The following is a 19,534-nucleotide window of genomic DNA, read 5'->3' on the forward strand; positions in this document are numbered from 1 at the left end:
ACCCCACAAGAGTTTTTGGCTATGCCGTCCCCGGCCGCGCCGCCTCCGTCGGGTCCGCGGACCTGGTCAGGGGCCGGTTTCGAGGCGGTGGACGGTCCGGGCGGCGACGGCGTGGAGCTTGTCGGGGTTGGCCACGTTGTGGATGCCCGCGATGTGGCCGTCCTCGTCGAGGTCGAGGGTCAGCGTGGCGATGACGCGGCCACCGCCGCTGAACACGATGCCCGGCCGGCCGTTCAGCTCGACCAGCTCGACGACCATGTCGGCGGGCTCCACGCCCTGGTAGGGGCGGGTCGCGATACCCGCGAACCAGGCGGCGACCCGGTCCGCGCCGGTGACCGGGTGCATGGCCTGGCGGACCTTGCCGCCACCGTCGGTCCACAGCGTCACGTCCGGCGCGAGCATCTGCATCAGCATGTTGATGTCGCCGCCGGTGGCGGCGGCGAGGAAGCGCTCGGTGACCTGCGTCTGCCGCGCGCGGTCGGCCGGGAAGCGGGGCCGCCGGGCCTGCACGTGCCTGCGGGCGCGGTGCCCGGCCTGGCGTACGGCGTCCTCCGAGCGCTCGACGGCCTCGGCGATCTCGGCGTAGCTGAAGCCGAAGGCCTCCGTCAGCACGAACACCGCGCGCTCCAGCGGGGTCAGCGTCTCCAGCACCACGAGCAGGGCCATCGACAGCGCGTCCGTGGCGGCCACGTCGTCGGCGGTGTCGGTGCTGGTCAGGATCGGCTCGGGAAGCCACGGGCCGACGTACGTCTCCCGCCGGGCCCGGGCCGACCGCAACCGGTCGAGTGCCAGGTTCGACACGATCCGCACCAGATACGCCTTGGGGTCGGCCACCTGCGACCGGTCGGCCGCCGACCACCTCAGCCAGGCGTCCTGGACCGCGTCCTCGGCATCGGCCGCGGTGCCGAGGACGCGGTAGGCCACGGAGAACAGCAGGTTCCGATGGTCGTCGAACACCTGCCCGCGCGGGTCGGACGTCATCGCGTGTACCGGCCGCCGCGACGCCACGCGAACGAGCCCGCCGACGGGAACGTCTTCAGCCGGGCGAACGACGGCCACGGCGACGAGCTCACCGTCTCCTTGTACCAGACCGCCGCGCGGCCGGTCAGGCAGAGCCTCCCGGGGCTGTCGTCGGGACGGGTGAACTGGACGACCGCGTCGCGCCGGCCCAGGCTGACCGGGGCGTGGAGATAGCCGAACCGGAACCGTCCCGGCCGCCGGCCGGTCAGCTCCCGCGCGATCGACAGCGCGGCGTGCACGCCGGTCGGCATGCCGCTCTGGCAGGTGCCGTGCATGGTCCCGTAGCGCTGCCGGATGGCGGCCGCGTCACCGATCGCGTACACCTGCGGATGCGACACCGACCGCAGCGCGTGGTCGGTGACGATCCGGCCCCGCTCGTCGACCCGCAGACCCGCCGCGGCCGCCAACGGCGACACCCGCACCCCGCTGGTCCACAGCACCACGTCGGCGGGGACGCTGTCCCCACCGGCGAGATCCACCGCCTCGGGCCGCACCTTGGCGATCTCGACGCCGCTCAGGACGCGTACGCCGAGCCGCGCGAGCGCGCCTAGCACGTACGCCTTCGCCTTCGGTCCCATCGTCGACCCCGGCTCCTGCCGGCCGACGAGCATCACGTCCAGGTCGGGGTACCGTTCGGCGATCTCGGCCGCCGCCTCGACGCCGGTCAGCCCGCCGCCGCACACGGCCAGGGTTCCGGTGCCCAGGTCGGCCAGCCGCCGCGCCAGGAGTTCGGCGTCGTACGCGCTGTTCAAGGTGTACGCATGGTCGTCCACACCGGGCACGGCGGCGGTGTCGGCGACCGCGCCGAGCGCGTAGACCAGTCGGTCGTACTCCAGCGACCGCCCGTCGTCGATGCGGACGGTACGCGCGTCGGCGTCCACGCCGGTGACCCAGCCGCGCACGAACTCCACCCCGGTGCCGTCCAGCAGGTGCCGGATGCGCAGGTCGGCCAACTGCTGCCCGGAGGCGGTCTGGTGCAACCGCAGGCGCTCGGTGAACCGATCGTCCGCGTTGACGACGGTGATGTGCACGTCGTCGCGGCGGGCGGTGCGAGCGGCCAGGCTGACGGTCGCGGCCATGCCCGCGTACCCCGCGCCGAGAATCACGATCCTGTTCATGTCCCTGCTCCTTCTCGCGGTGATGACAACCACGAGACGAGGGGGCTAACGCCGGCCGTGAAGCGGGGTGATGTGGATCACAAGACGGCGTGCGGGCCGAACCGGGCGAGTTTGGCCGGGTTGAGGATGATCAACACCCGGGCGATCCCCTCGGGCGACGCATCGATCGCGCAGAGCGCGACGGCGGACCCCGCCCGGCGGACGAGGACGGCTTCCTGGCCGTTGGACTCGACGACGTCCAGCGAGACGCCCGCGCCGTACTTTCGCACGAGACCGACGAGGTAGCGGGCGACGTTGGCGCTGCCGGTGACCGGCACCCGTGCCGCGCTGACGAGGCCACCGCTGTCGGCGTAGGAGACGACGTCGTTCACGAGCAGTTTCTCCAGCCGGCCGAGATCGCCGGAGCGGGCGGCGCCGAGGAAGGCGTGGAGCAGCCGGCCGTGATCGGCGGGGGCGACCGGCATGTGCCGTTCCTCCGCGAGGTGCGTACGCGCCCGGCGCCCGAGTTGCCGGGCGTTCGCCTCGGTGATGTCGAGGACCTCGGCGATCTGCCGGAAGGAGTAGTCGAAGGCCTCGCGTAGCACGTACACGGCGCGCTCGGTCGGGGTCAGTCGCTGCAGCAGGAGGAGCAACGCGAGGCCGACGGCTTCGCCCTGCTCCGCTCGGTCCGCCGGGTCGAGCGACGTCTGGACGGGCTCGGGAAGCCACGGGCCGACGTAGGACTCCCGCCGGGCACGCGCCGATGTGGCCGCGTTCAGGGCGAGCCTGGTCGTCGTGGTGACGAGGAAGGCTGTCGCGTCCCGCACCGCGCTCCGGTCCGCGTGCTGCCACCGCAGCCAGGTGTCCTGGACGGTGTCCTCGGCGTCCTGGACGGTGCCGAGCATCCGGTATGCGATGCCGAACAGGCGGGGCCGGACGGCGTCGAAGGCCCGCACCGCATCCGTCAAGACCTCGCCGTGGGGCATGACATCCCTTTCCTCCCACAAGTCACGGGCTGTCGGTAGTGTCGGATTCTTGTCGTCCACCTGATTCCAGCGTGCCGGTTGCCGCCTCAGCGACCGGCATACCCGTTCCGTGATTCGAATCGCCATCTGGGCGTCGGGCCGGGCTGTCACGGATCCCAGGGTCACCTGGTCCTTGATGGTGAACAGGGCGGGGCAGCTCGCCGACGAAGCCGAAAGGCGCAGGACGAAGCACCGATCCGGTACCGATTCGCCGAGTGTGGTGAGAAGGAGACGTCGTGAGTTCATCTTTCAGCCGGTTCCCCCTCGCGGAGGGCCCCGGCTCGGTTTCGCAGGCGCCGCAGCTTCCGGCCGGGTTCACCGACACGTTCACCAGCCGGTACGTGGAGGCCGGTGGGATTCGCCAGCATGTGGTGGTCGGTGGTGAGGGTCCGCCGTTGCTGCTGGTGCACGGGTGGCCGGAGAACTGGTACGCGTGGCGTCTGGTGATGCCGGCCCTGGCGCGGGACTTCACGGTCATCGTGCCGGACCAGCGGGGCATCGGGCTGACCGACAAGCCTCGGGACGGCTACGACAGCGCGACGCTGGCCAACGACCTGGCGGCGTTGATGGACGCTTTGGGTCACGAGCGGTTCGCCGTGGTCGGCCACGACACCGGCTACATCATCGGGTACGCCCTGGCCGCGGACTATCCGCACCGGGTCGAGCGGGTGGCCCTCGCCGAGATCCCGGGGCCGCCCGGGGTGGCGCCGGCGCCGCCGCTGTTCGTGCCGGCGGCGGTCAACAACCGGGTGTGGCACATCCCGTTCAACCGGGTCGACGACGAGTTGACCGAGAAGCTGGTCCGGGGCCGGGAGGACATCTTCTACGGCTACGAGTTCGCGATCCAGGGTGGCGAGCCGCTGCCGGAGCACGTCGTGAAGTACTACGTCGGCGTGTACTCGGATCCGGAGGTGCTGCGGGGCAGCTTCGGGCTGTACCGGGCGTGGGACGCCACCCTGGCGCAGAACGAGCAGCGCAAGACCCTGCCGCTGACGATGCCGGTGCTCGGCATCGGCGGCGAGAAGAGCTGGGGTGACCACGCCGGCCACGCGATGGAGGCCGCCGCGAACGACGTGCGGACCGTGGTCATCCCCGGTGCCGGGCACTGGCTCGCCGAGCAGGCCCCGGACGAGATGCTGGCCACGCTGACCACGTTCCTGGCCCCGTACCGGGACGCGCACGCGTCCGGCGCTCCCAGGTCCTAGTACTCCCACGTCCCGTCGCCGGGAGCTGCCGGCCGGAGTATCCCCGGCCGGCAGCTCCCCCAGTCCCATCGTGTCGACCTCCCGCCCTGCCGGCGGGAGGTCCGGAACCGTCGGAAGGTGACCCGCAATGACCGACATCGGACGTAACCAGCCGAGCGCCCTCGATCAGATCCCGGACCGCGACCCCGAGGAGACCGCCGAGTGGGCGGCCTCGCTCGACGCCGTCACCGCGGCGGCCGGGCCGAACCGCGCCTCGTACCTGGTGCGCCGCACTGTCGAACACGCCGAGCGCTCCGGCCTCGTGCTGCCCAAGCTGCTGGAGACCGAGTACCTCAACACCATCCCGACCGCCGCCGAGCCGGAGTTCCCCGGCGACGAGGAGATGGAGCGGCGCATCACCGCCTGGAACCGCTGGAACGCCGCCGCGATGGTGAGCCGCGGCAGCCGCCGGGGCCTGGGCGGCCACATCGCCACCTTCGCCTCCGCCGCCTGGCTCTACGAGATCGGCTTCCAGCACTTCTTCCGGGGTAAGGAGGCCGACGGCTCCGGCGACCAGCTCTACATCCAGGGCCATGCCGCGCCCGGCATCTACGCCCGCGCCTTCCTGGACGGGCGGCTCACCGAGGGCCACCTCGACCGGTTCCGGCAGGAGGCGGGCGGCGACGGCCTCCCCTCCTACCCGCACCCGCGCCGGCTCCCGTGGCTGTGGGAGTTCCCGACCGTGTCGATGGGCCTGGGTCCGCTGTCGGCGGTCTACCAGGCACGGTTCAACCGCTATCTGCAGCACCGTGGCATCAAGGACACCTCCGCCTCGCGGGTGTGGGCGTTCCTCGGCGACGGCGAGATGGACGAGCCCGAGTCGACCGCCGCACTCGCCCTCGCCGGTCGCGAAGGCCTGGACAACCTCACCTTCGTCGTCAACGCCAACCTCCAGCGGCTCGACGGGCCGGTACGCGCCAACTCCAAGATCGTCCAGGAGCTGGAGGCCCAGTTCCGCGCGGCGGGCTGGAACGTGGTCAAGTCGCTGTGGGGCACCGCCTGGGACGACCTGTTCGCGCTCGACACCACGGGCGCGCTCGTACGCCGGCTGCGCGAGGTCCCCGACGGGCAGTTCCAGACGTACGCCGCCCGGGACGTCGCCTACATCCGGGACCACTTCTTCGGCGCCGACCCGGCGCTCGTCGAGATGGCGAAGGTGCTCACCGACGCCAAGATCGCCGAGTGCTTCCACTCCTCGCGGGCGGGCCACGAGCCACGCAAGGTGTACGCCGCCTACCGGGCCGCGGTCGAGCACCGGGGCGCGCCGACCGTGATCCTCGCGCAGACGGTCAAGGGTTGGACGCTCGGCTCCGGCTTCGAGTCACGCAACGCCAACCACCAGATGAAGAAGCTGACCGGTGACGAGTTCCGCGCGCTGCGCGACCGCCTCGAACTCCCCATTCCCGACCACCGGCTCGACGACGAGGTGATGCCGTACGCCCACCCGGGCGCCGACTCGCCGGAGGTCCGCTATCTCCACGAGCGTCGGGCCACGCTGGGCGGACCGGCCCCGGCCCGCCGGGTCCACCCGGTGGCGCTGCCCCGGCCGCCCGCCAAGCCCTTCGAAACCCTGGCCAAGGGATCCGGCAACCAGGAGATCGCGACGACCATGGCCTTCGTCCGCCTGGTCAAGGACCTGATGCGGGATCCGGAGACCGGCCGGCGCTGGGTGCCGATCGTCCCGGACGAGGCGCGTACCTTCGGCATGGAGTCGCTCTTCCCGACGGCCGGGATCTACTCGCCGCGCGGCCAGACCTACGACCCGGTCGACCGCGACACGCTCCTGTACTACAAGGAAGCCACGAACGGGCAGATCCTCAACGAGGGCATCACCGAGGCCGGTTCGATGGCCGACTTCACCGCCGCCGCCACGTCGTACGCGACCCACGGCGAGCCGATGATCCCCTTCTACATCTTCTACGCCATGTTCGGCTGGCAGCGGACCGCCGACCAGATGTGGGCGCTCGCCGACCAGCTCGGACGTGGCTTCCTCATCGGTGCCACCGCCGGCCGGACGACCATGACCGGCGAGGGCCTGCAACACGCGGACGGCCACTCCCACCTGATCGCCTCCACCAACCCGGCGGCGATCGCCTACGACCCGGCGTTCGCCTACGAGATCGCCGTGATCGTCCGCGACGGTCTACGCCGGATGTACGGGCCGGAGGCGGAGGACATCTTCTACTACCTCACCGTCTACAACGAGGCGAAGATCCAGCCGCCCATGCCGCCGGGCCCGGCCGTCGAGGAGGGCATCCTCAAGGGCATCTACCGGTTCCGGGAGGCGGACACGCGGCAGGTGGCGGCGGACGCCCCGCGTCTGCAACTGCTCGCCTCCGGCACCGCCATCCACTGGGCCCTGGAGGCCCAGCGGCTGCTCGCCGCCGACTGGAACGTGGCGGCCGACCTGTGGTCCGTCACCTCCTGGAGCGAACTGCGCCGCGACGCCCTGGACTGTGACGCGGCGCTGCTCAAGGGCGAGGACCGGATCCCCTACGTCACCCGGGCGCTGGACGGCGCACCTGGACCGGTGCTCGCCGTCAGCGACTGGATGCGGGCCGTCCCGGACCAGATCAGCCAGTGGGTGCCGCAGGACTGGCATTCGATCGGCACCGACGGCTTCGGCCTCTCCGACACCCGCGAGGCCGTCCGTCGTCACTTCGGGGTCGACCCGCAGTCGGTCGTGGTCGCGGCCCTCGCGGCCCTGGCCCGGCGCGGCGAGGTCAAGCCCGAGACCGTTCAGGAGGCGCGCGAGCGTTACGGAATCGGCTGAGACGGAGCCCGTCCTCCACGGGACGGGCTCCGTCGGTCATCGTTCGGGTCCACCCGGCTGCCGTCTCCGGACCGGCGGCCGGGCCGAGCGGCTGGCGGTGACACAGCAGAGGGCGGTTGCCGCGCGAGGTCGCCGAGGCGCTGCGCCTCGGCGCGTGCGCGCCCCCACGAGGGGTGACACATGAGAGACCTCCTGGCTCAGCGAAGCTCCTGGATGCGCACCAGGTTGCCGGCGGGATCGCGGAAGGCGCAGTCGCGGATTCCGTACGGCTGCTCGGTCGGCTCCTGGACCACCTCGGCGTCGGCGGCCTGCACCTTGTCGAACGTCTCGTCGAGGTTCCGGGTGGCGAGCAGGATCCAGCCGTAGGTGCCCTTGGCCATCATCCGGGCGATGGTGCGGCGCTCGTCCTCGGTGACGCCGGGGTCGGCGGCCGGCGGCGCCAGCAGGATGGACGTGTCGGGCTGACCGGCGGGGCCGACCGTGATCCAGCGCATATTGCCCTGCCCGACGTCGCTGCGGACCTCGAAGCCGAGGGCGTCGCGGTAGAAGGCCAACGACGCCTCCGGGTCGTCATGCGGGAGAAAGCTCGTGTGAATGGTGATGTCCATGACGATCATGCTAGGCGCGGCTCCCGGGCCAGGGCTTCTCTCTTCCTGATCGATCCGGCCTCGGCCGGGCGCCGCTCCAGCCCGGCCAGCCCCACCGCGGCGCGCTCCCGCACCACTGCGTTGCTCGCGTCGACGAGGTGGACGGAGGTCAGGCCCGGGGGATCAGCACGCTCAGGCAGGTGACGCAGCCTTCGAGCTTCTCGTACTCGCTGATGTCGACGACGACCGGCGTGAAGCCGAGGTCCGCCACGAGCGCCGCGGTGCGCGGCGCCGACGCGGCGAGCAGCACGAGGTCGTCACCGAGCGGTACGACGTGGCAGCCGGTCTCCTCCTGCACCGCGCGCAGCGGGTGGCGGAGCCCGGTTGTGTCGAACAGGTCGGGCAGCGCGAGCAGGGTGCCGTCGGGCAGTGCGGTCACCGCCGACTTGAGGTGCAGCACGTCGCGCAGCGGAACCGGGAGCACCGTACGCCCGCGGGTCGCCAGGTGCGCACCCAGCTGGGCGATGCCCTCGCCGTTGGTGCGGCCCCCTTCGCCCACGTACACGGTGCTGCCGACCTGCAGCACGTCGCCGCCGTCCAGCGTCCCGGGAGCCGCGACGCGCACGACCTCCAGCCCGGCCTCGCGTACCGCCTTCTCGCTGCCGGCGGTCTCCGGGCGGCGCTGCGGCGCTCCCGGCCGGGTGATCACCGCGAGGTCGTCGCAGACCACGACGGTGTCCTCGACGAACACCGAGTCGGGGCAGTGGTCGGCGGGGGAGACCTCGCGCACCTGCCAGCCGGCGTCGGCGAGCGCGGCCCGGTACGCGTCGTGCTGACGCCGGGCTCGCTCGACCTCCACGTCCGTGCGCTCGATGTGGGTGACCAGCCCTTCGGCCAGCCGGGCGCTGGGTCGCCGGACCAGGGCGGTGCCTCGCGTCATGCCCCGAGTCTGCCGTGCGCCCGTCGGTGAGCTCAAGCGACGAAGCGGGCACCGACATCCAGGGCCTCTCGATCCCTGGATACGCGTGACCTGGCTGCCCGCCGACGCCGGTGTGACGGTGGGTTCCGGCGCCGAGGGGGTACTTCCGGTCCGCAACCCGGACAAAGGTGCCGCGGCGGCCGAGACGGTACGGGCGGCGGCGCCCGGGAGCACCGTCTCCGTCCGGAACCTCGACCTCGCCTCACTCGCCTCGATCCGGGCGTTCACCGACGGGATGCGCGACGAGGGTCGCCCCGTCCACATCCTGATCAACAATGCCGGGGTGATGGCCCCGCCGACCCGGCACGTCACCCGGGACGGCATGGAACTGCAGTTCGGGACGAACCACATCGGCCACGTGGCGCTGACCGCCGGCCTGCTGCCGCTGCTGCGGGCCGGGCAGGCGCGGGTCACCACGATGTCGAGCAGCGCGGCCCGCTACGCCAAGATCGACTGGACGGACCTGCAGGGCGAGCGGAAGTACTCGGCGGTCCGGGCGTACAACCTCTCGAAGCTGGCCACCCTGCACTTCGGCCTCGAACTGGACCGCCGCAGCCGGGCCGCCGGCTGGGGCATCAGCAGCAACGTCGCCCACCCGGGCACCACGATGACCAACCTGTACGCCGCCGGCCCGAACCTGGGGCGTTCCCGCCCGTCCCCACACGAAGCGGTCCTGCGGCGCCTGCTCCGCTGGGGCGTCCTCGTCCAGACCGTCGACGCCTCGCCGGTCGTTCCTCCGGTTTGCGGTGGTAGCTCTGACAAGCGTGGTATTACTGCTTCTGCCCGGGCGGAACCGGCAGGACAGGCGAGCGCATGACGACCAGCAGGGCGGACGGGCTGTTGCGGCGGCCCGGGGCGTCGCAGGCGACATTCCTGGAGCTGTTCTTCGACCTGGCTTTCGTCTTCGCGCTCGCGCAGCTCTCGTACGCGCTGGTCCAGCACCTCACGTGGAGCGGTGCCTTCCAGGCGTCGGTGTTGCTGCTGGCCGTGTGGTGGGTCTGGTTCACCACGGCGTGGATCACCGAGTTGTTCGACCCGCACCGCCCCGCGATCCAGATGCTGACCATCGCGATGATGGTCGGCGCCCTGATCATGGCGGTCGCGCTACCGGACGCGTTCGGTGCGCAGGGCCTGGTCTTCGCAGGTGTGTACGTCGCCATCCACATCGGTCGCGACCTTTTCCTGGTGGTCGCTCTGCGGGGTCACGACCTTCGACGCAGCACGATCCGGGGACTGTTCTGGTTCGGCCTGTCCGCGCTGCCGTGGCTCGCCGGGGCGCTCGTGCACGGTCCGGCGCGCGGTGCGTTGTGGACCCTGGCGGTGGCCCTGGACTACACCGCGTACGTGTTGCGGCACCCCACGCCCCGGATCGGCCGCACGCCCGCCGCTCAGCTGCCGAGCGCCGCCGAGCATCTGGCCGAGCGGTACCGGCAGTTCTACATCATCGCGCTGGGTGAGTTGATCCTGTTGGCCGGGCTGACGATGCGCGGCACCGCCTTCACCGGCCACCGGACCGTGGCCTTCCTCGTGTCGATCACCACTGCCGTGCTGCTGTGGCGGATCTACATCTTCCGCGCCGGGGAGTTGCTGTCCGCGGCCATCGCCGCGGCCCCCGACCCGGCCCGGCGCGCGCGATTCGCTTTCCACACCCACCTGGCCATGGTGGCCGGCGTCGTGGTCACGTCCGTGGGCGCCGAACTCGTCATCGCGCACCCACTCGGGCACAGTCGGCCGGCCTGGGCCGCCGTCGTGCTCGGCGGTCCCGCGCTGTTCCTCGCCGGGCGGGCCACCTTCGAGTACGTGGTCTTCGCCCGCGTCTCCCGGAGCCGGCTGACCGGGCTGCTCGCGTTGGCCGCCCTGGCACCCGCGATGCCGCACGTGCCGCCGCTGCTGTCCGGTGTCGCCGCGACCGCCGTGCTCGCCGGCGTCGCCGCCGCCGACGCGGCCCGTGCCCGACGGCACCCACCGGAGCCCCTGTCGCTGCGCGGCGCACGGCCGTAACGGCGGCGGCCCGGTCACCTCGTCGCGTCGGAACTCATGGTCCGGCCCGGTCGGCCGGATCCGGCCCGGGATCCGTCGGCTCGCGGAGACGCTCGGCCAGCTCCCTGGTCGCCTCGGTGAAGGGCTCGTCCTCGTAGGGCCAGTGTCCCTTGATCGGTGGGGGGACGCTGTCGCCGGGTGGGGCCACCAGGTCGCTGGGGTCCCGCAGGCGGCGGTCCACCGTCGCGCTCGGACCGGTCACGGTGACCGGCTCGTCCGGCCGGTGGGGCGAGAAGATCCATCCGCCGATGCCGTCGGTGTCGCGCCACAGGTTCAGCCATCGCCAGCCGACCCGATCACCCACCTCCTGCATCATGTCGTCGTCGATGTAGGCCGGGAAGAGGCGGGCGTAGAACCGGCGCAGTGGTGAGCAGTAGGTGAGCAGGGCGACCCGGCCGCTGACCTGGGGCGGCAGTTGGAGGATCGTGGCGGCGACCAGTACCGAGCCGTGGCTGTACCCGGCGATCAGGACCGCGTTGCCGCTCCCGACCAGGTAGGTGATGCGTCGTGCCAGCTCCGGCACGGCCCGTTCGGCGTAGCAGGGCGGCGCGAAGGGATGGGCGGCGCGGGGCCAGAAGGTGGCCAGGTCCCAGAGGACGCCGACGTAGCGCCGGAACGCGGCGGTCCGGTAGGCGAAGATTCCGCCGACGACCAGGCCGAGCATCGTCGCCGCGATCGTGTAGCCGCCCAACCGGATGGCGAAGTCGACCAGGCCGGCGGGCACCTGGACGTTCCGCTCGAGGGCGTCGCCGGGATACAGCGCCAGCAGGTCGATCGCGGTGGTTGCCGCGCCGAGCCCGATGAGGCCGGCGTAGAGCACGGCGAGCGGGAACAGCCGTTCGGTGAAGCGGGCCCGGACGATCGCCTGCTGCACCTGCCGCAGCCGGGGCATGGCCTCCGCGGGGGCGTCCGGGAAGTCGCGCGCGACGATCGCGGCCGCCGTGCGCGAGCGGCCGGGCCGGGAGATCAGGGTCACCAGGCCGGCGACGACCAGCGTGATCAGCGCCGCCCGGAAGAACCCGTAGATCGCCCAGGTGTACGGTCGGGGCGCGCGGGGGACCATGCCTTCGGCGGTTGCCGCGCTGCGGTCCAGGAAGTCGGCCGCCACGTGGACGATCTCGGCGGAGAACGCGACCGCGATACCGGTGGCGGTGGCCGCGGCCGCCAGCGTGCCCAGCCCGATGAGCGGCTGGCGACCCGGCTGCCGGCCCCGGCTGAACAGCAGCACGGCCGCCAGGGCGGCCAGCAGCCCGAAGTGAGCGACGAACAGGCAGGTGAGGGTCGACCCGTAGCCGGGCAGGCCACCCCCTTCGTGCCAGCGCGTCGGCGCGGCGAGAAGGTGGGCGGGGACCACGATCGTGAGACCGATGGCGATCATCCGCAGCACGCGGGCGGCCCGGTCGAGCTGCCGGTTCGCGGGTGCCTGATCGATCAGCGGGGGAGTGCAGAGCAGGACGACACAGGTCGCCAGGACGGCTGCCGTTGCCACCGCCAACACGACGGTGGCGGCCGAGGCGCCCTGTGCCGCCCGCGCCGCGAGCAGGCTGACGTCCAGGGTGGCGAACGCGGCAGCGATGTGGATGGAGCGCAACCGTCCCACCAGCGGCTCGGCCTCCCACTGGCCGACTGTGCTGAGCGGGTGCCGGGACGCCGTGCCTTCCGGCGGACGGAACGCGGTGAACGCCCGTCCCGGGCGGGTGCTGCCCCACCAGATCAGACCGATGGCGGCGGCCGGGACCAGCGAGAGCACCGCCAACCGCAACCCGGCCGGTCGCTCACCCAGCCAGGACAACCAGTTGCGGCCGGACAGGCAGGCCGGGGACGACATGCACTGCCAGGCGACCAGATCCAGCGCGATGCCGGCGGCGGCCAGCACGAAGAGCACGGTCAGGGAGAGGCCCAGCACCCGGCACAGGGACCTGACCACGGCGTCGGAGGGCGGGTCTCCCGGTCGCATCCAGACCGCCACGTTGAGCAGCATGAACGGCAGCAGGAACAGCAGCGACAGGGTCCGGACCGCGGTGCCGGAGGGCAGGTCACTCCACCGGTACGCCTCGACGGTCGTCAGCCCGCTCGGGCCGGTGACCTCCGCGCAGGGGGGTCGGGGCCGGAAGAAGCCCGCGCTGCGATCCCCCGCGACCTGGTGCACGAGCGGGCGGGCCAGCACCTGGGCGGCGCTCGGGGCGGAGACCCCGTGCACCCGCAGCTCGACCACGTCATCCGGCCGCGCCGGCCCGCGCGGTCCCGCTGGCCCGTCTGACATCGACCCTCCGAGAACATCTCGGCAGTCCCAAACGCGGACGGGGTCCGAGGATGGTCCCCGGACCGCCCGCGTGGCAGACGCGTCTACCCGGCCCGACCGGCACTAACCCTGGGAAGACCCGGTGCCGGTCGTCGCGACGTCCGAGCCGGTCAGGCGGTCTTCCTGCTGCCCGTGAGCCAGGCCTGTATGCCGGGCATGACCTCGGGGCCGTAGTCGGCGGTGACGTCGCGAGCGAGATCGGCGATCGTGACCGTCGCGAGCGCCTGCCGCCAGGCCTCCTCCGCCGCTCCCATCGCCCGCGCGATCGGGCAGGGCGCCGTGCAGGCGGCGGCCGGGGCCGCCAACGGGCCGCGCTGACGGATCTCCGTGCAGACGAAGGCGGGCGCCGGGCCGTCGACGGCCTGGACCACGTCGAGCACCGTGATGCTCTCCGCGGCCCGGGTCAGCACGTAGCCGCCGGACTTCCCCTGCACCGAGTGGATGAGGCCGGCGCGGGACAGGGCCTGCAACTGCTTGGCCAGGTAGCTGCCGGACACGTCGTGCAGTTGCGCGAGCGTGGCGGCGGGCACCGGTTCCTTGCTGGCGGTGAGGACGACGCAGCAGTGCAGTGCCCACTCGACACCGCCGGACATCCTCATCGCCCCACCTTAGCCACCCGAATACTCGGCCATCCTGTGTCCGAGTATGGTACCCGGACAGGACGGGTCCGAGTTTAGGCGCGGGAGAATTCCAGCCGACCGGGCAAACCGGTTAAAAGGGAAGAACCCTGGGAAGGTGTACGACATGAAGATCGCTGTCATGGGTGGGACCGGGCTGATCGGCTCACAGGTGGTCAAAATCGCTCAGGCGGCCGGACACGAGGCGGTGCCCCACTCGCCGTCCACGGGGGTCGACCTGCTCACCGGAGCGGGCGTGCCGGAGGCGCTGCGGGGCGCCGAGGTCCTCGTCAACCTGACGAACTCGCCGACCTTCGACGAGGCGTCGGCCGGGTTCTTCCAGACGACGATGGACAACCTGCTGGCGGCCGCCCGGCAGGAGGGCGTCGGTCACACGGTCGTCCTCTCCATCGTCGGCGTCGACCAGGTCCCCGACCTCGCCTACTACCGCGCCAAGGTCCTCCAGGAGGAGATTCTCAAGTCGAGCCGGCTGCCGTACTCGATCGTCCGGGCCACCCAATTCTTCGAGTTCGTCGACGCGGTGCTCTCCTGGACCGCCGACGACGACACCGTCCGCCTGCCCGCCACCCCGGTCCAGCCCATGGCCGCGGCCGACGTGGCACAGGCCGTCGCGGATGTCAGCCTGGGCGCCCCACTTCAGGGCACCCGGAACGTCGGCGGCCCCGAGGTCTTCACCCTCGACGAGCTGGGCAGGATCACGCTGGCCGCGCGCGGTGACCAGCGGACCGTCACGACCGACGACAGCGCCGGCATGTTCGCCGCCGTACCGGGTGACGTGCTCATCGCGAAGGAAGGCGCTGTCGTGGCGCCCACCACGTACCGGGAGTGGCTCGGACGCTGACCCCGGCCGCGGGCGAGGCGCCACGGCGCCGGCCGGTCCGCGCGACGTGGTCACGTCGTGCGGACCGGCCGCGGGACGGTACGGGGACACCGGCGCCGGCTACCTGGGCAATGTCCGCGCGACGTGGCACGATCGTGCGCGTGACCGGCCGATCCGCCACCCCGCAGCGCCTGCGCGACCTGGCGCTGCTGCGTCGCGTCCGGGACCGGATCGACCGGGAGTACGCGCAGCCGCTGGACGTCGAGGCGCTGGCCCGCGGCGTGAACATGTCGGCCGGGCACCTCAGCCGCCAGTTCCGGCTGGCCTACGGGGAGTCGCCGTACGCGTACCTGATGACGCGGCGCATCGAGCGCGCGATGGCGCTGCTGCGTCGCGGTGACCTCAGCGTCACGGAGGTCTGTTTCACGGTCGGCTGCTCGTCGCTGGGCACCTTCAGCACCCGCTTCACCGAGCTGGTCGGTGTGCCGCCCAGCGTCTACCGGGAGCAGGCGGCGCGCGCGACGGCGGGGATGCCGCCGTGCGTGGCGAAGCAGGTGACCAGACCGGTCAGGAATCGAGAAGCCCCGGCCGACGAGCCGCAACTAGCGTGACCGCCATGAACCTCACCATCCACGCCAGCTTCCTTCCGCACACCGACCCGGACGCCTCCCTGGCCTTCTACCGCGACACCCTCGGCTTCGAGGTCCGCGGCGACGTCGGACACCAGGGGATGCGCTGGATCACGGTCGGCCCGGCCGGCCAGCCCGACACGTCCGTCGTCCTGCACCCGCCGACCGCCACCCCCGGTCTCACCGACGACGAGCGCCGCACCATCCTCGAGTTGATGGCCAAGGGCAGCTACTTCGGCGTCAACCTGGCCACCGCCGACGTCGACGGCACCTTCGCGAAGCTGGCGGCCAGCGGCGCCGAGGTGGTCCAGGAGCCGACCGATCAGCCGTACGGCGTCCGCGACTGCGCGTTCCGCGACCCGGCGGGCAACATGATCCGCATCCAGGAGCTGGGCTGAGCCGTCCGGTGATCCGCACGGACGGCGCCCTGGGGCACGGCCGCGACGTCGGCGGCGGTGCCCTGGTCGCCGTCCGCGACGGCGGCCCCGCGTCACAGATGGAGACACGATGAGCAAGGCCACGAGGACGCAGCCGCCGACGACGCACGCCGCGGACAGCCACGACCTGATCCGCGTGCTCGGCGCGCGGGTGAACAACCTCAAGGACGTCAGCGTCGAGATCCCGAAGCGCCGGCTCACGGTGTTCACGGGCGTGTCCGGCTCCGGCAAGAGTTCGCTGGTGTTCGGCACGATCGCCGCGGAGTCGCAGCGGATGATCAATGAGACCTACAGCGCGTTCGTGCAGGGCTTCATGCCGACGCTGACCCGGCCCGAGGTCGACGTGCTGGAAGGGCTGACCACCGCGATCATCGTCGACCAGGAGCGGATGGGTGCCAACCCCCGCTCCACCGTCGGCACCGCCACCGACGCCAACGCGATGCTCCGCATCCTGTTCAGCCGGCTCGGACAGCCACACATCGGCGGGCCCAACGCCTACTCGTTCAACGTCCCCTCGGTCCGGGCCAGTGGTGGGGTCACCGTGGAGCGCGGCCCCGGCAGGACCAGGACCGAGAAGGTCACCTTCAACCGTCTCGGCGGCATGTGTCCGCGCTGCGAGGGCACCGGATCGGTCACCGACTTCGACCTGACCGCGCTGTACGACGACAGCAAGTCGCTGAACGAGGGCGCGCTCACCATCCCCGGCTACAGCATGGACGGCTGGTACGGCCGCATCTTCCGCGGGTCCGGCTACTTCGACCCCGACAAGCCGATCCGCAGGTACACCAAGAGGGAACTGCACGACCTGCTCCACAAGGAGCCGACCAAGATCAAGGTCGACGGGATCAACCTGACGTACACGGGGCTCATCCCGACGATCCAGAAGTCGTTCCTGTCCAAGGACGTCGAGGCGATGCAGCCGCACATCCGCGCCTTCGTCGAGCGGGCGGTGACGTTCACGACCTGCCCCGAGTGCGACGGGACCCGGCTCAGCGCGGAGGCGCGTTCGTCGAGGATCGACGGGCGGAACATCGCCGACGTCTGCGCGCTGCAGATCAGCGACCTGGCCGACTGGGCCCGTGGCCTCGACGAGCCGTCGGTGGCGCCGTTGCTCACCAGGCTGGTGCGGACCCTCGACTCGTTCGTGGAGATCGGGCTGGGCTACCTCTCGCTCGACCGGCCGTCGGGCACGCTGTCGGGCGGCGAGGCGCAGCGCGTCAAGATGATCCGCCACCTCGGCTCCTCGCTCACCGACGTCACCTACGTCTTCGACGAGCCCACCGTCGGGCTGCACCCGCACGACATCCGGCGGATGAACGACCTGCTGCTGCGGCTGCGGGACAAGGGCAACACGGTGCTGGTCGTGGAGCACAAGCCGGAGGCGATCGAGATCGCCGACCACGTCGTCGACCTGGGCCCCGGCGCCGGAACCGCGGGCGGCACCGTCTGCTTCGAGGGCACCGTCGAGGGCCTGCGGGCCAGCGGCACCGTCACCGGCCGCCACTTCGACGACCGGGCCGCCCTGAAGGAGTCGGTCCGGAAGCCGAGCGGCACGCTGGAGATCCGCGGCGCCGCGACCCACAACCTCCGGGACGTCGACGTCGACATCCCGCTCGGGGTGCTGTGCGTCGTCACCGGCGTCGCCGGCTCCGGCAAGAGCTCACTGATCCACGGATCGATCCCCGCCTCCGCCGGGGTCGTGTCGGTCGACCAGACGCCCATCCGCGGCTCGCGGCGGAGCAACCCGGCGACGTACACCGGACTCCTCGACCCGATCCGTAAGGCGTTCGCCAAGGCCAACGGCGTGAAGCCGGCGCTGTTCAGCGCCAACTCCGAGGGTGCCTGCCCCACCTGCAACGGCGCGGGCGTGATCTACACCGACCTGGGGGTGATGGCCGGGGTCACGACCGTCTGCGAGGACTGCGGCGGCAAGCGGTTCCAGGCGGAGGTGCTCACCTATCTGTTCGGCGGCAAGGACATCAGCGAGGTGCTCGCGATGTCGGTGACCGAGGCGACCGAGTTCTTCGGGTCCGGCGCGGCGAAGACCCCGGCGGCCCACGCGGTCCTGTCCCGGATGGCCGACGTCGGGCTCGGCTACCTCAGCCTCGGCCAGCCGCTCACCACGCTGTCCGGCGGCGAGCGGCAGCGGCTCAAGCTGGCCACCCACATGGCCGACAGGGGCGGCGTCTACGTCCTCGACGAGCCGACCAGCGGCCTCCACCTCGCCGACGTCGAGCAGTTGCTCGGTCTGCTCGACCGGCTCGTCGACTCGGGCAAGTCGGTGATCGTCATCGAGCACCACCAGGCGGTCATGGCGCACGCCGACTGGATCATCGACCTCGGCCCGGGCGCCGGCCACGACGGCGGCCGGATCGTCTTCGAGGGCACCCCCGCCGATCTGGTCGCGGCCCGCTCCACCCTCACCGGCGAGCATCTCGCGGCCTACGTCGGCGCCTAGTGCGGTGTCCACTAACGTTCACCGGGTAATCCGGTGGATGCTGTGGATCCTCGCCGGGTGGGCGAGCGACTCCCCACCGGGTGGTGGGGCGGGCCTCCGCGGGCCAACTGATCCTCGCGCCGCCATCGTTGGGCGGCGGGGGTCACGTCGGGACCGGCCGGCGCCGGGGAGGTGCCGGCCGGCTCGACGGTGCGTGACCACCTCCGGCAGCACGGGTGCTGCCGTGGTGGTGGGTCCGCCGCCCGGGGTGCGGGCGGCGATGGTGGCGGCCGCGACGAGGTCGCGGTGCCCGGAGTAGGTGCAGTGCGGGCAGGACAACGTCCGTCCACGTGGTTTGGGTACCCGTCTGCCGCAGGTGGGGCAGGTGGAGGAGGTGCCTCGCTCGTCGACCAGCCGGACGGTGATCCCGGCCAGGGTGGCCTTGTCGGTCAGGATCTGCAGGAGCCGGCCGATCTGCCATTGGCGCAGCCGCAGGTTGTGCCGCCGCCCGGCCGGGATGTCGAGCACACCGCGGGGGTCGCCGACGTGCAGCACCCCGGCCCGCCGTTGCTGCGCCCAGCCGATGACCGTTGCCGCGGCTTCGTGCTGGGCCTGGCGGACCCGCCGCCGATGCCGCCCCTGCACCGCCCGGGCCCGGCGGCGGTACTGTCGCCACCGCCGTGACCCCTTCTCACCCGGTTTCGGGGCCCGCCGCGTGACGGCGCGGCGGCGGGCCTTGGTGTCGGCCAGGTGCATGCGGTGCTCGGCGCGGATCGCCCGCCCGGACACCAGCAGCCCTTCGCCGTCGCAGCCGGCGACCGCGAACGGGTGGATGATCCCCAGATCCACGCCGGCCACCCGGTGTGGGTCCGGTTCCTCACCGGGCGGGTAGGTGGCGATCGGGACTTCGGCGGTGACGTCGAGGAACAGGCGACCACCGTCGCACAGCAGGGTGATCGAACGGACCTGCTCGACCGGATACGGCAGGTCCCGCGCCAGCGGAACCCGCAACGGCGGCATGCGCTTGGCAGCCGGGATACGCACCCGACGCCCCTCGATCGTGAAGGTGCCGTGATACCAGCGCACCGGCACCAACCGACGCCGCCGACGCGGAAACCGGGCCGACACCTCACCCGCCGCGCGACGTTTCGCCGCCGCGAACCACGCATCCGAGAACCGCCGCAACACCGACCGGGCACCGGTCGTGTCCAACTCGCCAAACGTGCCCGGCCCGGCCGCCGCCAACTCCCGACACAACTCCTGATAGCCGGCCAGCGGCGCATCGCGGCGGCGGCGCCTCCACGAGTTGATCTCCAGCACGCACGCCCACACGTCACCAGCCGAACGCAACAACCCAAAACACCGCCGCCGCTGCCCCGACGTCAACCTCAACGCGACACGCGCAGTGCGATGCACAACCCGCGGCGCGCCCGGATCACGACGACGTGGCATGAGGCCGAGCCAACACCACCCATACGACAAATCCCCACAGCCACCAACCCGGCA

Annotated in this window: 16 protein-coding genes; 8 read left to right on the forward strand and 8 right to left on the reverse strand. The window is 71.9% G+C overall.

Annotated elements, in window-relative coordinates; translation table 11 throughout:
- Positions 1 to 66: 66 nt before the first annotated feature.
- The 3 genes from GKC29_RS16065 to GKC29_RS16075 all read right to left on the reverse strand — a co-directional run bounded on the left by GKC29_RS16065 (position 67) and on the right by GKC29_RS16075 (position 3,085).
- A complete protein-coding gene (locus GKC29_RS16065) occupies positions 67 to 981 on the reverse strand; it encodes an RNA polymerase sigma-70 factor (RefSeq protein ID WP_155331602.1) in 915 nt (304 codons plus the stop codon).
- A complete protein-coding gene (locus GKC29_RS16070; protein ID WP_155331603.1) occupies positions 978 to 2,138 on the reverse strand; it encodes an NAD(P)/FAD-dependent oxidoreductase in 1,161 nt (386 codons plus the stop codon). Before GKC29_RS16070 ends, GKC29_RS16065 begins: the two co-directional genes overlap by 4 nt.
- Before the next feature lie 77 nt (positions 2,139 to 2,215).
- On the reverse strand, positions 2,216 to 3,085 hold the full coding sequence (locus tag GKC29_RS16075) for an RNA polymerase sigma-70 factor (protein WP_230688642.1): 870 nt from the start codon (positions 3,083 to 3,085) through the stop codon (positions 2,216 to 2,218).
- Positions 3,086 to 3,378: 293 nt separating this feature from the next.
- Between GKC29_RS16075 and GKC29_RS16080 the strand changes: the two genes are divergently transcribed.
- Complete coding sequence (locus GKC29_RS16080; RefSeq protein ID WP_155331605.1) at positions 3,379 to 4,347, forward strand: alpha/beta fold hydrolase; 969 nt, start codon at positions 3,379 to 3,381, stop codon at positions 4,345 to 4,347.
- A 127-nt stretch (positions 4,348 to 4,474) separates the two neighbouring features.
- Positions 4,475 to 7,159, forward strand: a complete 2,685-nt coding sequence (gene aceE, locus GKC29_RS16085; protein ID WP_155331606.1) for a pyruvate dehydrogenase (acetyl-transferring), homodimeric type — start codon at positions 4,475 to 4,477, stop codon at positions 7,157 to 7,159.
- 197 nt (positions 7,160 to 7,356) lie between these two features.
- Here aceE and GKC29_RS16090 read toward each other — a convergent pair whose 3' ends face one another.
- The gene (locus tag GKC29_RS16090) at positions 7,357 to 7,767 is read right to left on the reverse strand and encodes a VOC family protein (protein WP_155331607.1); all 411 of its coding nucleotides are present in this window, start codon (positions 7,765 to 7,767) and stop codon (positions 7,357 to 7,359) included.
- A gap of 148 nt (positions 7,768 to 7,915) precedes the next feature.
- Entirely contained in the window at positions 7,916 to 8,686 is a 771-nt protein-coding gene (gene ddaH / locus GKC29_RS16095) for a dimethylargininase (protein ID WP_155331608.1), read from the reverse strand.
- A gap of 85 nt (positions 8,687 to 8,771) precedes the next feature.
- Between ddaH and GKC29_RS16100 the strand changes: the two genes are divergently transcribed.
- Together GKC29_RS16100 and GKC29_RS16105 are read left to right on the forward strand one after the other, a co-directional pair.
- Positions 8,772 to 9,542 carry an SDR family oxidoreductase gene (locus GKC29_RS16100; protein WP_230688643.1) on the forward strand — a complete coding sequence of 257 codons (771 nt, stop codon included), beginning with the start codon at positions 8,772 to 8,774 and terminating at the stop codon, positions 9,540 to 9,542.
- On the forward strand, positions 9,539 to 10,726 hold the full coding sequence (locus GKC29_RS16105) for a low temperature requirement protein A (protein ID WP_155331610.1): 1,188 nt from the start codon (positions 9,539 to 9,541) through the stop codon (positions 10,724 to 10,726). The genes GKC29_RS16100 and GKC29_RS16105 overlap by 4 nt, the downstream gene beginning before the upstream one ends.
- Positions 10,727 to 10,760: 34 nt before the next feature.
- Here GKC29_RS16105 and GKC29_RS16110 read toward each other — a convergent pair whose 3' ends face one another.
- Together GKC29_RS16110 and GKC29_RS16115 are read right to left on the reverse strand one after the other, a co-directional pair.
- The gene (locus GKC29_RS16110) at positions 10,761 to 13,028 is read right to left on the reverse strand and encodes a hypothetical protein (RefSeq protein ID WP_155331611.1); all 2,268 of its coding nucleotides are present in this window, start codon (positions 13,026 to 13,028) and stop codon (positions 10,761 to 10,763) included.
- A gap of 149 nt (positions 13,029 to 13,177) precedes the next feature.
- Positions 13,178 to 13,666, reverse strand: coding sequence for an Rrf2 family transcriptional regulator (locus GKC29_RS16115; protein WP_155331612.1), 489 nt, complete (start codon positions 13,664 to 13,666; stop codon positions 13,178 to 13,180).
- 145 nt (positions 13,667 to 13,811) lie between these two features.
- Between GKC29_RS16115 and GKC29_RS16120 the strand changes: the two genes are divergently transcribed.
- From GKC29_RS16120 to GKC29_RS16135, 4 genes are all read left to right on the forward strand, one after another.
- Positions 13,812 to 14,546, forward strand: a complete 735-nt coding sequence (locus GKC29_RS16120; RefSeq protein WP_155331613.1) for an SDR family oxidoreductase — start codon at positions 13,812 to 13,814, stop codon at positions 14,544 to 14,546.
- 110 nt (positions 14,547 to 14,656) lie between these two features.
- A complete protein-coding gene (locus GKC29_RS16125; RefSeq protein WP_196255626.1) occupies positions 14,657 to 15,136 on the forward strand; it encodes a helix-turn-helix transcriptional regulator in 480 nt (159 codons plus the stop codon).
- Positions 15,137 to 15,141: 5 nt separating this feature from the next.
- Positions 15,142 to 15,552, forward strand: a complete 411-nt coding sequence (locus tag GKC29_RS16130; protein ID WP_155331615.1) for a VOC family protein — start codon at positions 15,142 to 15,144, stop codon at positions 15,550 to 15,552.
- Positions 15,553 to 15,661: 109 nt separating this feature from the next.
- Positions 15,662 to 18,049 carry an excinuclease ABC subunit UvrA gene (locus tag GKC29_RS16135; protein ID WP_155331616.1) on the forward strand — a complete coding sequence of 796 codons (2,388 nt, stop codon included), beginning with the start codon at positions 15,662 to 15,664 and terminating at the stop codon, positions 18,047 to 18,049.
- 18 nt (positions 18,050 to 18,067) lie between these two features.
- Here GKC29_RS16135 and GKC29_RS16140 read toward each other — a convergent pair whose 3' ends face one another.
- Positions 18,068 to 19,480 (reverse strand): transposase, encoded by a 1,413-nt coding sequence (locus tag GKC29_RS16140; RefSeq protein ID WP_230688644.1) that lies wholly within the window; start codon positions 19,478 to 19,480, stop codon positions 18,068 to 18,070.
- Positions 19,481 to 19,534: the final 54 nt, after the last annotated feature.

Origin of the sequence: Micromonospora sp. WMMC415 (genome assembly GCF_009707425.1) — a bacterium.
In the GTDB taxonomy this organism is placed as follows: domain Bacteria; phylum Actinomycetota; class Actinomycetes; order Mycobacteriales; family Micromonosporaceae; genus Micromonospora.

What these genes read in the sequence shown, in the direction of transcription:
- GKC29_RS16070 (WP_155331603.1), bottom strand. Translation starts at nt 2,138, where the DNA reads ATGAACAGGATCGTGATTCTCGGCGCGGGGTACGCGGGCATGGCCGCG.
- GKC29_RS16135 (WP_155331616.1), top strand. Translation starts at nt 15,662, where the DNA reads ATGAGCAAGGCCACGAGGACGCAGCCGCCGACGACGCACGCCGCGGAC.
- GKC29_RS16110 (WP_155331611.1), bottom strand. Translation starts at nt 13,028, where the DNA reads ATGTCAGACGGGCCAGCGGGACCGCGCGGGCCGGCGCGGCCGGATGAC.
- GKC29_RS16105 (WP_155331610.1), top strand. Translation starts at nt 9,539, where the DNA reads ATGACGACCAGCAGGGCGGACGGGCTGTTGCGGCGGCCCGGGGCGTCG.
- GKC29_RS16090 (WP_155331607.1), bottom strand. Translation starts at nt 7,767, where the DNA reads ATGGACATCACCATTCACACGAGCTTTCTCCCGCATGACGACCCGGAG.
- GKC29_RS16065 (WP_155331602.1), bottom strand. Translation starts at nt 981, where the DNA reads ATGACGTCCGACCCGCGCGGGCAGGTGTTCGACGACCATCGGAACCTG.
- GKC29_RS16120 (WP_155331613.1), top strand. Translation starts at nt 13,812, where the DNA reads ATGAAGATCGCTGTCATGGGTGGGACCGGGCTGATCGGCTCACAGGTG.
- GKC29_RS16125 (WP_196255626.1), top strand. Translation starts at nt 14,657, where the DNA reads ATGTCCGCGCGACGTGGCACGATCGTGCGCGTGACCGGCCGATCCGCC.
- ddaH (WP_155331608.1), bottom strand. Translation starts at nt 8,686, where the DNA reads ATGACGCGAGGCACCGCCCTGGTCCGGCGACCCAGCGCCCGGCTGGCC.
- aceE (WP_155331606.1), top strand. Translation starts at nt 4,475, where the DNA reads ATGACCGACATCGGACGTAACCAGCCGAGCGCCCTCGATCAGATCCCG.
- GKC29_RS16115 (WP_155331612.1), bottom strand. Translation starts at nt 13,666, where the DNA reads ATGAGGATGTCCGGCGGTGTCGAGTGGGCACTGCACTGCTGCGTCGTC.
- GKC29_RS16130 (WP_155331615.1), top strand. Translation starts at nt 15,142, where the DNA reads ATGAACCTCACCATCCACGCCAGCTTCCTTCCGCACACCGACCCGGAC.
- GKC29_RS16140 (WP_230688644.1), bottom strand. Translation starts at nt 19,480, where the DNA reads ATGCCACGTCGTCGTGATCCGGGCGCGCCGCGGGTTGTGCATCGCACT.